We start from the raw sequence: 12,602 nt of genomic DNA, 5'->3' as shown, positions 1-12,602 counted from the left end.
ATTCAGCCCATCACATCCAGCCCGCGCACGACATCGGCGGCCCGCGCCATGAGGGCAGGCATGTCCAGACCGGGAATGTGGCCATCCACCACCACATGCCGCCCGGCAGTAAAGACATGACGCACATCCGCAGCCCCTGATGCCACAGGGGCAATCAGCGGATCATGCAGCCCCGCATGGCGGGGCCGGTCCAGCCCATGCACCACCAGATCGGCCGCCATGCCTTCGCGCACGGTACCGGTTCCATCCAGCCCCAGCACCTGCGCCCCGCCTGCCGTGGCCCAGTGGATCACGTCCTCGCACGTCACGGCCGCAGGGCCATGGACCGCGCGATGGACCATCCACGCCGCGTGCATTTCAGCACCCATGTCACAGGCCTCGTTGGAAGCAGCACCATCGACCGCCAGCGATACGCGCCCACCGGCCCGCATCATCGCAGGGGCCGGGGCGATGCCCGAACCCAGACGGCAGTTGCTTTGCGGACAGTGCGCCATGCCGGTGCCGGTCCGGGCCAGCAGGGCGATTTCCGCCTCGTCCATATGGACCAGATGCGCATACCACACATCGGGGCCGGTCCAGCCATGTTCGGCCACGAACTGCACGGGGCTCATGCCGTATCGTTCCCGGCAGAAGGTGACGTAATTGGTGGTTTCCGACAGGTGGGAATGCATGCCGATCCCCATGTCACGCGCCGCCTGCGACGATACCCGCAGTTCATCCGGCGTCATGCCCCATGTGGGGGTGTTAGGGGCCAGCGCGACACGCCGCATGGCATCGGGTGCTGGATCGTTATACCGGGCGGCAAGATCCGATACACGCCGCAGCATCGTGTCCAGATCCTCGTTCGGGCTGGGGATGATGTCGTCCGTATCGAGCTTGCGGCTATGGGTGGTACCGCCACGCGCCAGCACGAAACGCAGGCCCATCCGGGTGGCAGTATCAAACAGGACGTGGGCTGGGTCATAACGGTAGGTATCGGCAAACAGGTAGTGGTGGTCCGCCACCGTGGTACAGCCTGACAGCAGCAGTTCCGCCATGCCGACTGTTGCCGCCGTAGCCAGCGCGGTTTCGTCGATACGGCTCCAGTAAGTTGACGGTACAAGCCGGAGCCATGTTTCCAGCGGGGCATCAATGGCCGAGGGAATCCCCTTGAGCATGGTCTGGAACAGATGGTGATGCGTGCAGACCAGCCCCGGCGTAATCACACCGCCACGGGCATCCACCGTAATTTCATCTGGCTGGGGTGCAATCGCACCGATTGCGGCGATAAGTCCGTCGCGTATATGCACATCGCCCTTACGGCGGGCCAGCGCGCCACGCTGTCCCGTCAGAATGCCCGATGCGTTGCGGATGACGATATTGGTCTGGTTCATTATTGGCTGGGTCCTGATCCATTACGCCAGAGGCAGTATCCTGCTTTCACGCACGCGGCGTGTAATTGGCCCTGATCCGTTCATCCAGATAGGCCTGTGCGGTAATGGGTTCGTATTTCTTTTCCGGCCCCTGAATGATCGCATCCCGGTTTGCCTGACAGAAGAAAGGCAGCGACAGGCGCGGGCCGAGATATTCGTCCCGCCGTGGCATGCGCACGCGGTGGAGGGTGGATTTGAGGCGGTCGTCACTCCAGCGCATCAGCATGTCGCCGATATTGCATGTCACCGCGCCGCGCACGGGGGGCACGTCGGTCCATGCCGGATTGTCCGCATCCTTGCCGGGACAGACCTGCAGGCCGCCCTGCCCCGGTCGCTGGTGCAGCAGGGTCAGGCAGTCGAAATCGGAATGCGCGCCCGCACGCCAGAATTCGAAATCCGCGTCCGTGGCGTTTTCCATGCTCATGTAATGGATCAGCCGCAGCGTACTCTGGTAATGCGCGGAAGCGGGATCATGGTTGTGGGTAAAGAAATCCGCATCGAACCCCAGTCTGACCGCAAAACAGGACAGGATTTTCATGCCCAGTTCCCAGTTCTGGCGCTCGAACCGGCACATGCGTTCCTGAAATCCCGGCAGGATGGCTTCATCCGGCCAGATATTGTCCATGCTCGACATGGTGATCTGGTAGGATTCCTTGTTATCCGGCGTGCCGGTGGACGGGCGGACCTGCGCACGGTATTCCCACCCGGCATTGGAGCCGACCTTGCGCAGGTAGTGTTCCTTCTGCGCCATCGGCAGGTCGAAAAAATTCCATGCGGCGCTGAAGGCTGCATCCACATCCGCTTCGGCAATGCCGTGGTTCAGTACCTGAAAGAAGCCAACCTGCGTCGCCGCATCCCACAGCGCATCGGTAATCTCGGCCTTGCGGTTTTCGTAATCCGACATGTCGATCTGGGGAATGGCGCGATCGACGCAGGTTCCCTGCCCACCGATCGTGGCTTCACGGTTGAGTTCTTCCAGCCCGTAGGCGGATGGCGTGGATATATCGGGGCGAGACATGCTTGTTCTCCGGTCAGAAGATTTTCCGAATGACATGGCGGACAGGACACGGCAGCCTGAACACGAACGGGTTCAGGGTCTGGAAACAGAAGTCTGTTTTTCAGGGAATGTCGTGCATGTCAGCAGTCCACCAATCAGAAACAGATTTGTGTGGAGCAATGCCCAGGATCAGGTCCAGACCGCTTCTACTCGCCCACCAAGAACATCATGGATGGGCGTGGATGGTCAAGCCAAAAACGTAATGAACACCATCGGCGGAATACGGTTACGGCAGCCAGACCGTGCAGCATGTGCCCTGTCCCGGCGTGCTGGAGATGTCCAGCCTGCCGCCGTGACGGTCCACGATATGGCGAACGATGGCCAGACCCAGCCCCGTGCCCTGATCGTTGCCGTTGCGCGTGCCCGATGGTGGCACGCGGTAGAACCGTTCGGTCAGGCGGGGCAGATGCTGGGGTTCGATCCCCGGCCCGTTATCGCGCACATACAGGTCAAGCCCGCCCCCTTCGTGCCAGCGCGCGCCGATTTCGATGCGCGCCACGGCGGGCGGAAGCGGGCGGCCATAGCGACAGGCATTTTCACACAGGTTGAGCAGCACCTGCACGATCTGGTCCACATCCCCGCGCACCGTGCCATCCGGCGCGGGCTGGATGACGATATCGGCCCGGTCCGCCGCCGGCCTGCCCTGCAGTTCATCATTCAGGCGGCCAAACAGTTCCGGCACGGAAATCTGTCCCTGCGGGCGCTGGTGTTCGAGCATCTGCACGCGCGAAAGATATAGCAGCCTGTCAATCAGGCGCTGCATGCGCGCGGCCTGCCGCGCCATGATGGGAAGGAACTTCTGTCGTGCCGCGGTATCATTCGCCGCGGGCCCCTGCAGGGTTTCGATAAAGCCGAGCAGGGCCGCCAGCGGGGTGCGCAGTTCATGGCTGGCATGGGCGACGAAATCGCTGCGCGCGCGATCCAGCGCTTCCCGCGCGGTGGCGTCCAGCAGCGCGACGCTACAGGCGGGCTGTCCCTGCCACTGCCCCGCCTTGATGAAAGCTTCCACAATGCGGCGTACGGGTACGTCCGTCTCGATCCGCACCCGGCTGATAGTGCCGGGCTGAAGTTCACTTATGGCGCGTTGCAGCACGGGGTGGCGGATCATGGTGCCCAGCCCTTCCGCAAACTCGGCCTGTGCGGTCGCCCCGGCATGAAGCAGCCGCCCGCTGCGTGCGAGAACCAGCAGGGCCACCGGCAGGTCATCTACCGCCAGCGTGTCCGTTTCCGTGCCGGATGCAGGATCGGCCTGCAAGCGGGCAGCATAATAGGGCAGCCGCCCCGCCGCGTGGTACCGGCGCATGACGCCATAGGTTCCCAGCGCACCCATCACCAACCCAGCAACCAACCCGACCAGCGTCGTCACATCATACTCCCCATCACGGGCATGCCCCATGGCACGCATGGGCGATACCATGAAGCCGTGGCGACGCAAAGCCCGGCATTACTGAAATAAAGTTATTATTTGTGCAGTGCAAAATTAATATAATTATGAATTATTTGACGTTTCAATAATTTTAAATTAAATGACAATAACCATAAAATAAAAACAATGGTGGTTAAATCATGATCCTTTTCCCGTATCGCGCCGTAGCGCCTGTCGCTGTCCCTGCCGCCGCCGTCCGTCAGCTTCCGGGCTGAACGGTCGTCCGCTTTCCGGCCCTGCAGCCGCGTCTTCATGCTCCGGTCGGTCATGACCGGGCCACGAGAAAATCGACAGATATGAAAAGACAGATACGGTGCGCCCGCACGGGGCGCGCACGCCATCCGTTTCCCTACGCATGCAGATGGCTGCTTGCCATGGGCACGGTGACCACCGCCCTGCCCGCAGCGACAGCCCATGCGCAGGTATCCAATGCTATTGTGCCCTCGCTTGTCTCAAGCAGCGCGGTTTCGGCCATGCCATCGAACGGCATGACACAGGAAGCCCAGATCAGCGCCCGGCTTGATGCCCAGAGCCTCGGCCCCACGCCGCAGGCCATCCGCAGGCCGCCCAATACCCCGATTCCGCCCAGCGGGGTGCCCAACTATCCATCCGCCGGTCTTGCCACCATGAGCGTGGCGCCTGTCAGCAGCCCCGGTGATAACAAATCGTTCCACAAGATCGAACTCGACGCCCTGCTGCGCCACGAAGGACCGTCCGCCATGCTGCCCGCATGGCTCGATGCCCAGCACGATCAGGATCTTGAGGACCCGTACTACGTTCCCACCGCCGGTAGCGGGCACCTGGTGCCCCAGCTTGCGCCGCTGCGCAAAACCCTGCTCAACCACGGCGTCAGCTTTGCCTTTACCTATAAGGGGGAAGCCATGGGCGTGATCAAGGGCGGTGTCGAACGTGGCATGAGCTACGTGCATGAACTGACATTGCAGGTGAACTTCGACCTTGAAAAAATGGCGGGCATAAAGGGCTGGTCTGTCCATACACTGGTGATGGAACGCGCGGGCCATGCGGTCAGCCATGACCGGGTGGGCGAATATTACGTCAACCTGCAGGAAGTCTATGGCCTGTCGGGCAACGTGGTGGCGCATCTGGTGGATTTCTATGCCGAAAAGAAGCTGCTGAACAACCATCTGGACGTATCGTTCGGGCGCATGGCGCTGACGCATGTATTCGCCACATCCCCGCTGCTGTGTTCGTTCATGGTGACATGCTCGGCCCCCGTGGCGCTGAAGCTGGACCCCGGATTCAGCGTCTACCCCAAGGCGACATGGGGCAGCCGCATCCGCCTGCGGCCCACGCGCGATACCGCCATCCAGCTGGGCGCGTATTCGGTCAGCGCGCTGTCTGACAATCCCAGTGGCTGGGCATGGGGTAGCGAGAATGCAACCGGACTCATGCTGCCGGTCGAATTCACGTGGCAGCCGTATCTGACCCGCAACCGCATGCCCGGCCATTACGTGCTGGGCTACGCACACGACACCACCCGTTACCCCGACCAGATCGGGGTCGGCCTGCCTGCTGCCCTGACACAGGCGGCGGGACACCAGCGTTCGGCCCCGATGGACATGTTCTGGTTTGAAGGGGACCAGATGATCTACCGCCGTGGCGGGCGTAACCAGATGGCTGGCGGCTACCTGATGGCAGGCTACATCCATAATACGCCGCATGTGACCTCGATTTCGGATGAAGCCTATGGCGGCCTGTCCTTCGCCGGACTGATCCCTTCCCGCCTGACGGACCGGCTGGGCATCATGTATTCGTGGTACCATGTCAGCGGCCGCAAGGAGGCAGGGCAGATCCTGCGGTATGAAGCCGGGTATTCGCTGGGAACCGCCGTGCGCGCGCCACAGACGGATTCCCATATAATAGAAGCCTATTACGCGATCGACGCGGCCCCCGGCATACTGGTGCAGCCGGAATTTGAATACATGATCCGCCCCGGGGAGACGAACCGCATACCCAATGCCGCGCTGGTGGGGCTGAAGCTGATCGCCAACCTGTAATCCTGCCCGGCCTGTGGGGGCGGGCGAAATCCAGTCCGCCCCCCGACTGATCGGCCCGCATAAAGCTTCTGGCGGGTGGAACACTGCACGCGCACCATAATTTCTTACCGTGCCACAGGCCCCCGTTTCCCGCCAATGTGGCAGATTTTGCGATGCCGTAACGGAAATAATTTGGCAATTCCTAAATATTTTACGTGCTATCTGCGTCCAATCCCTATAACAAGGATCGCACGGCTGGACTTTTCAGCTACGGACAAGATTTCAAAGCAGCTCGCTACGCGGCCGTCTGGCATCCCCGATAAAACGAAAAGTCTTGATCCCGCGCATGTTCGTGTGGGGTGCCGGTTACTTAAGGAGGCCAGATATGGCCGCAGGAACAGTTAAATGGTTCAACGCCCAGAAGGGCTTTGGATTTATCCAGCCGGAAGACGGGAGCGCCGATGCTTTCGTTCACATCTCTGCCGTTGAGCAGGCTGGCCAGCAGACCCTGTCCGAAGGACAGGCCGTGACGTATGATCTCGAAAGAGGCCGTAACGGCAAGTCTTCTGCAGTCAATCTGAAGATTGGCTGATAATTTCGGCAGGAACTTCGGTTCCTGCCGTTTTTATATCTACTACCCCCCATTCCTACCTGCGACCGATAACTGGCATATCTGACCGGCATGATCCGGTTTCCTGCCCTTGTCAGAGTCCGTCCGCCAGCTTCACGGCATGGACAGGACATCCCCACTGGCTGAAACGGTAGCGGCCCTGTCGGGCACGCACTGACTGTTCCCATTGCCAGCGCGCCATGTCCGATACCGGCCAGACCAAGGCCACGGCAGCCAACATTCCGCCAGACAGACCCGAATCCTTATCCGCAGACCGGCTCCCGACGGGACCGGGCATATTTCTGCGATACGAATCACACGTCCTCGGCGCTGGCCCATTCAGATCATCAATCCCCCTTCATCCGGTTCCGCTGCTTTCGCTATGGCGATCCCTTGAATACGTGATGCCGGGACTGCCGGATTGCGCCCTGCGGAGCCTGATGGGCGTTGCGGCGTATCGATCCTACCCGATCGTAAAAATGTCGCGCATGTTCATGCTGCTGGCCACATTCCATACACGCGCCGTCAGGGCGGTGGGCAGGGATGGTGTGAGACGGACCAGCCCGACCTCCGGCGCGGTGCATGGACCAAGCGGGCGCACCTGCAACCGGGCATGGCCGGTATGGGTCGGCAGGGCCGCAACCGGCAGGATGCTGGCCAGGCGCCCGGCCAGCAGTTCGCCGTACAGCACTTCAAGCGAATTCGTTTCCAGCACGACATCGGGCGTGACCCCCGCACACCGGAAGGCCGCGTCCACGATCTGGCGCGAACGCATTTCCGGCCCCAGCAGGCATAGCGGCAGGTCGGCCAGCGTATTCCAGTCCCGCCGTCCCGCTGGCAGGATCAGCGGTTCCACCGCAACCAGAACGTGCTGTTCGGTGTAAAGAGGCAATGTTTCAAAAGGTCCATCCGGCGGAATCTGGTCAAGATAGACCAGCCCCAGATCAAGCTGTTGCTCGCGCAGGCCATGAATGGTGTCCGTACTGGAACCCATACGCACCTGCAGGTGCAGTCCGGGCACTGCGGTACGGAAACTTTCCAGCAGCAGCGGGATGCCCTGTATGGCAGGCGGCATCAGTCCGATGGCCAGATTGCCGCCCGCTACTTCCTGCGCGAAGGCGGCTTCCTGCCGCAATCCGTCAAGGGCCGCAAGCGTCTGTCGCGCCCAGTCCAGAACGCGCCTGCCTTCATCCGTCAGACCATTGAAACGACGGGTGCGCCGGATGATGGTGATGCCCAGTTCCGTTTCCAGTTGCCGCAGCGCCGCTGACAGGGCGGGCTGCGAAACACCACAGCTTTCCGCCGCGCGGGAAAAATGCCGATAACGGTCGAGCGCCATGAGATATGTCAACTGCCGCAGAAACACGCCACACCTGTCCTGATATGAATATCCCCTTTTCATATCGGACAAGCGACCCCATCACCAGACCGCCCCCGGCATGGCTGAGAGGGTTATCCGGCAGGCCGCAGGCGTGATGTGATGAGGGCGACACGCTGGCCCGCCAGCCGCCCCGTTTCCAGATCGCCAGTACGCGGCGCTTCCTCGGTCGAGGCATCGGAGGGGGAGATGGCCATGATCCCTACCGACCCGCCTGACCAGTTCACGTCCCCCGGTCCGTTGGCCTTGGTGTTGGCGGGCAGCAGGCCCGTACCTACCCATATCTGGCCATGCTGCTGCGACAGGGTCCAGAAATAGATAAGGGTAATGGCCTTGTCGCCATTGACCGTGGCGGAATTGGTGAAGCCCGCCGCGATCTTGTCCTTCCACCCTTCGGCCAGCCAGATGCGCGCGGTGGATTCCGCAAATTTCTTGAACTGCCATGCGGGGCCGCCCATGTAGGTCGGGCTGCCGTAAATGATGGCGTCGGCCGCCGCCAACTGGTCCAGCCCGCCTTCGGGCAGGTTGCCATCGGGGTCTATGCGCAGGGATACGGCTTCGGTGCCGGGTATTTCCGCCACGCCAAGCGCCACGGCATCGGCCAGTCTGGCCGTATGCCCATAGCCACTGAAATAGACGATCGCGATACGGGACATGGGATCACTTTCACGTAGAAGTTGCACCTGCGGCCCCTGTGGGAACGTTACACCATCGTCCCGGTTCGCCCCGCGCGGTAAAAGCCGCCATTTCCTGTCTTGCGCGCCCTGTCCTGTTCTTGATCGGCTGCGTTCATGCTAGCATCGGGCCTGCATGAAATGGCGATACCATATCCCCCCGCTTGCTGCCCTCAATGCGTTCGTGGCCTATGCACGGACCGGGGGCATCCGCCGTGCCGCCGTGGCGCTGGGGGTGGATCATGCCGTGGTCAGCCGTCACCTGCGCGATCTGGAAACCGCACTGGGCGTCGGACTGCGCAACCGGACCGAAGGCGGCCTCAGCCCACAGGGGCATGAATACTATGCCCGCATCGCCCCGCTGCTGGATGGTCTGGCCCGCGCGACGGCTGACATGCGCGGGCAGATGCCCCAGCTTACGCTGACCTGTTCCCACGGCATTGCCTATCACTGGCTGCTGCCGCGCCTGCCTGCGTTCCGACAGCTCCATCCCGGTGTGGACGTGCTGCTGCGGCCTGTCGATTCAGACTGCCGGTTCGATCCCGAACGGATCGACACGGTCCTGCATGCCGATATCCGCTACATCAATGACCAACACCCGCTGCGCGATCCACCGCGCATACAGGCCCTTGAACTGGCGCGGCCACTGGTGTTCCCGGTCGCCAGCCCCGAATGCCTGCGCCGTCTGGCCCATCCCCCACGCACCGCCGCCGATCTGCTGCATGCCCCCCTGCTGATCGAGGACAATGATACGGAATGGCGCGTGTGGTTTGCAGCGCAGTCGGTCAATGTGGCGCAGGTCAGCGGCCACAGCCGGTTGTGGCAGGCGCATCTGACACTGGCCGCTGCGCGCGCGGGGGAAGGCATCGCCCTTGCCAATACCTATCTGCTGGAAGACGACCTGAAGGCCGGGCGGCTTGTCCGGGTTGCGACAACGGATGTGCCGCTGCGCGACGTGACACTGGGCAGTTACGTCCTGCGCAGCACGGATCAGGCGTGGCAGGCGCGTGCCTTCGCGCTGCTGCGCACATGGCTTGAGGCGCAGTTCCATACCGGTTCCGAAACGTTGGTGACGAAAGATCACCATGCCCCACCAAAAAAGCGCCTCCCCATCATGCCGTGAACCCGTTACGCCGGGATGACAGGCTGAAAATCCGGCCATACCGCCAACCCGACAGGATAATGAAGCAGGCCATGACCGCAACGAACCAGGCCCTCCTCGCCCGCCGTGAACGCGCCGTGCCGCGTGGGGTCGCCACTGCCACGCCCGTTTTTGCCGACCGGGCGGAAAATGCCGAATTATGGGATGTGGAGGGCCGCCGCTACGTGGATTTCGCGGGCGGTATCGCCGTGCTGAATGTCGGCCACCGTCACCCGCGCGTGGTCGAGGCCGTGCGGGCCCAGCTTGACCGCTTCACCCACTCCGCCTTTCAGGTTTCAGCTTATGAGCCATATATCGCGCTGGCGGAAAAGCTGAACGCGCTGGCCCCGTTCGATGGACCGGCCAAGACCATATTCTTCACCACCGGCGGCGAAGCCACCGAAAACGCGGTCAAGATCGCGCGCGCGGCCACGGGTCGCAACGGCATCATCGCATTTACCGGCGGGTTTCATGGCCGCACGCTGCTGGCTTCGGCCATGACGGGCAAGGTCAGGCCATACAAGGCCCCGTTCGGTACCCTGCCGGGGGAAGTCTATCACCTGCCCTTCCCCGATGGCGCGGTCAGCGTGGCGGACACCCTGCGCATGCTGGACTTCCTGTTCGCCGCCGACCTGCCGCCGAGCAGCATCGCCGCCATCATCATCGAACCCGTGCAGGGCGAAGGCGGTTTCCGTGTCGCCCCGGTCGAACTGCTTCAGGCGTTGCGCCGCATCTGTGACGAACATGGCATCAAGCTGGTGGCGGACGAGGTGCAGACCGGTTTCGCCCGCACGGGCCGCATGTTCGCCATCGAACATTCCGGCGTGCAGCCGGACCTTGTATCGGTTGCCAAATCCATGGGCGGCGGGCTGCCCCTATCGGGCGTGATCGGGCGTGCCGGACTTATGGATGAAGTTGGGCCCGGTGGCCTTGGGGGTACCTATGGCGGCGCGCCGCTGGCCTGTGCCGCCGGGCTGGCCGTGCTTGACATCATCGAGGATGAAAAGCTGATCGACCGCGCCCGTGTCATCGGCACGAAGCTGCGCACCCATATTGACCGCATGCACGCCAATACCGCCCTGCTGCCCATCAGCCGGGCGCGCGGGCTGGGCGCCATGATCGCCTTTGACATCCTTCAGTCCCATGGCGGCACGGATGTCCGCGCCGGGGCTGCGGCGGATATCTGTGCGCGCGCCTGTGAAAAAGGGCTGATCGTACTGTCCTGTGGAACGGAAGGGGCCACCGTTCGCATTCTTGTGCCCTTGACCGCCCCTGATGCAATCATTGATGAAGGCATGGCCATCATCGAACAGGTCCTGGCGCAGGCCGGGGCTGAATGATCCCATGTCCGTCCCTGCAAACCAGCCCATCGGGCCGGGAGACCAAGAGAATATGACCGTGTATCTCGCTAATACATCCCTGTTCCGCAAGGATGCGCTGATTGACGGCGCATGGCGCCCGGCGGCGGATGGCGCACGCCGCCCCGTCCATAATCCCGCCACGGGTGCACTGGTGGCGGAAGTGGCCGAATGCGGGCCGGACGACGCCGAACGCGCCATTGCCGCCGCAGTGAAGGCACAGGCCCAGTGGCGCAACCGCACCGGCGCGCAGCGCCACGGCGTGCTGACGCGCTGGCATGATCTGGTGATGGACAATCTGGATGACCTTGCCACCCTGATCGTGACCGAACAGGGCAAGCCCCGCGCCGAAGCGGCGGGCGAAATCCGCTATGCCGCCAGTTTCCTGCTTTGGTTCGCGGGCGAAGCCATGCGCGCCTATGGTGATGTCATTCCCCCCACCAACCCGGCAACGCGGCTGAGCGTGATCCGCCAGCCCGTGGGCGTATGCGCGGCGATCACCCCGTGGAATTTCCCTGCCGCCATGATTACCCGCAAGGCCGGTCCCGCACTGGCGGCGGGCTGCGCCATGATCGTCAAGCCATCCGAACAAACACCGCTGACCGCGCTGGCGCTGGCGGAACTGGCGGTGCAGGCGGGCGTGCCGTCGGGGCTGCTGCAGGTGCTGCCCGGTGACGGGATCAGGCTGGGCAAGGCGCTGTGCGCCAGTTCCGATATCCGCAAGCTGTCCTTTACCGGCTCGACCCAGGTCGGGCGTATCCTGATGGCGCAGTCCGCGCCCACGCTCAAGCGTCTGTCGCTGGAACTGGGCGGGAACGCGCCGTTCATCGTGTTTGATGACGCGCATATCGATCAGGCCGTCAAAAGCGCCATTGCAGCCAAATACCGCAATGCAGGCCAGACCTGCGTCTGCGCCAACCGTTTTCTGGTGCAGGACGGCATTTACGACGCCTTCGCCACCCGCTTTGCCACAGCCGTAAGCGAACTGCGCGTAGGTCCCGGCAGCGACCCGGAATCCGTTATCGGCCCGCTGATCAGCGCACAGGCGCGCGACAAGGTGGAAGCCCATGTGCGCGATGCGGTGGAACACGGGGCGACCGTGCTGTGTGGCGGCGCGCGTGATAGCGCGGGCGACCTGTTCTATCGTCCCACCGTGCTGCGGGACACGACACCGGCCATGCGGATCGCCCATGAAGAAACATTCGGTCCCGTGGCCCCGCTGTTCCGTTTCCGCACGGAAGCCGAGGCGATCGCCATGGCCAATGATACCGAATACGGACTTGCCGCCTATTTCTTCACCCGCGACCATGCCCGCGTCCATCGCGTGGCCGAAGCGCTGGAATACGGGATGGTGGGCCACAATACGGGCCTGATTTCCAACGAAGTCGCGCCATTTGGCGGCATCAAGCAATCCGGCATGGGGCGCGAGGGTTCGCGCTACGGCATGGATGAATATATGGAGATGAAATACATCTGCACCGACATAACCGACCCGGATGCCTGACCAGACCGGCCGGGTTACGTGACGCCCTGCCCGTGCGCCTGTGGG

General features: G+C 62.7%; 12 protein-coding genes. 5 read left to right on the top strand and 7 right to left on the bottom strand.

The features are described from left to right. Positions 1 to 2: 2 nt before the first annotated feature. The 4 genes from ACBR42_RS11840 to ACBR42_RS11825 form a co-directional block, all read right to left on the bottom strand. Entirely contained in the window at positions 3 to 1,373 is a 1,371-nt protein-coding gene (locus ACBR42_RS11840) for an amidohydrolase family protein (RefSeq protein WP_371208150.1), read from the bottom strand. 46 nt (positions 1,374 to 1,419) lie between these two features. Further along, positions 1,420 to 2,430: an isopenicillin N synthase family dioxygenase gene (locus ACBR42_RS11835; RefSeq protein ID WP_371208149.1), complete on the bottom strand. Its 1,011-nt coding sequence runs from the start codon at positions 2,428 to 2,430 to the stop codon at positions 1,420 to 1,422. Positions 2,431 to 2,695: 265 nt separating this feature from the next. Continuing rightward, entirely contained in the window at positions 2,696 to 3,874 is a 1,179-nt protein-coding gene (locus ACBR42_RS11830) for a sensor histidine kinase (protein WP_371208148.1), read from the bottom strand. A gap of 56 nt (positions 3,875 to 3,930) precedes the next feature. Beyond that, positions 3,931 to 4,149 (bottom strand): hypothetical protein, encoded by a 219-nt coding sequence (locus ACBR42_RS11825; protein WP_102323964.1) that lies wholly within the window; start codon positions 4,147 to 4,149, stop codon positions 3,931 to 3,933. A gap of 42 nt (positions 4,150 to 4,191) precedes the next feature. Between ACBR42_RS11825 and ACBR42_RS11820 the strand changes: the two genes are divergently transcribed. Next, complete coding sequence (locus ACBR42_RS11820) at positions 4,192 to 5,913, top strand: carbohydrate porin (protein WP_371208147.1); 1,722 nt, start codon at positions 4,192 to 4,194, stop codon at positions 5,911 to 5,913. Between the two features lie 364 nt (positions 5,914 to 6,277). Beyond that, the gene (locus tag ACBR42_RS11815) at positions 6,278 to 6,484 is read left to right on the top strand and encodes a cold-shock protein (protein WP_102323966.1); all 207 of its coding nucleotides are present in this window, start codon (positions 6,278 to 6,280) and stop codon (positions 6,482 to 6,484) included. 112 nt (positions 6,485 to 6,596) lie between these two features. Here the strand turns inward: ACBR42_RS11815 and ACBR42_RS11810 are convergent, their stop codons facing one another. The 3 genes from ACBR42_RS11810 to ACBR42_RS11800 form a co-directional block, all read right to left on the bottom strand. Continuing rightward, positions 6,597 to 6,731, bottom strand: coding sequence for a hypothetical protein (locus ACBR42_RS11810; RefSeq protein WP_371208146.1), 135 nt, complete (start codon positions 6,729 to 6,731; stop codon positions 6,597 to 6,599). 234 nt (positions 6,732 to 6,965) lie between these two features. Continuing rightward, on the bottom strand, positions 6,966 to 7,868 hold the full coding sequence (locus tag ACBR42_RS11805) for a LysR family transcriptional regulator (protein ID WP_162900497.1): 903 nt from the start codon (positions 7,866 to 7,868) through the stop codon (positions 6,966 to 6,968). 86 nt (positions 7,869 to 7,954) lie between these two features. Next, positions 7,955 to 8,536, bottom strand: a complete 582-nt coding sequence (locus ACBR42_RS11800; RefSeq protein WP_110547754.1) for a flavodoxin family protein — start codon at positions 8,534 to 8,536, stop codon at positions 7,955 to 7,957. A 154-nt stretch (positions 8,537 to 8,690) separates the two neighbouring features. On the opposite strand from ACBR42_RS11800, the gene ACBR42_RS11795 reads away from it, so the two are divergent. From ACBR42_RS11795 to ACBR42_RS11785, 3 genes are all read left to right on the top strand, one after another. After that, positions 8,691 to 9,677, top strand: a complete 987-nt coding sequence (locus ACBR42_RS11795; RefSeq protein WP_371208145.1) for a LysR substrate-binding domain-containing protein — start codon at positions 8,691 to 8,693, stop codon at positions 9,675 to 9,677. A gap of 71 nt (positions 9,678 to 9,748) precedes the next feature. Beyond that, on the top strand, positions 9,749 to 11,035 hold the full coding sequence (gabT, locus tag ACBR42_RS11790; protein ID WP_110547772.1) for a 4-aminobutyrate--2-oxoglutarate transaminase: 1,287 nt from the start codon (positions 9,749 to 9,751) through the stop codon (positions 11,033 to 11,035). Between the two features lie 52 nt (positions 11,036 to 11,087). Beyond that, positions 11,088 to 12,557: an NAD-dependent succinate-semialdehyde dehydrogenase gene (locus ACBR42_RS11785; protein ID WP_371208144.1), complete on the top strand. Its 1,470-nt coding sequence runs from the start codon at positions 11,088 to 11,090 to the stop codon at positions 12,555 to 12,557. Positions 12,558 to 12,602: the final 45 nt, after the last annotated feature.

The sequence above is a fragment of the Komagataeibacter sp. SM21 genome (assembly GCF_041402665.1).
GTDB lineage: Bacteria > Pseudomonadota > Alphaproteobacteria > Acetobacterales > Acetobacteraceae > Komagataeibacter > Komagataeibacter saccharivorans.
This window is presented reverse-complemented; position numbering and strand designations above follow the sequence as displayed.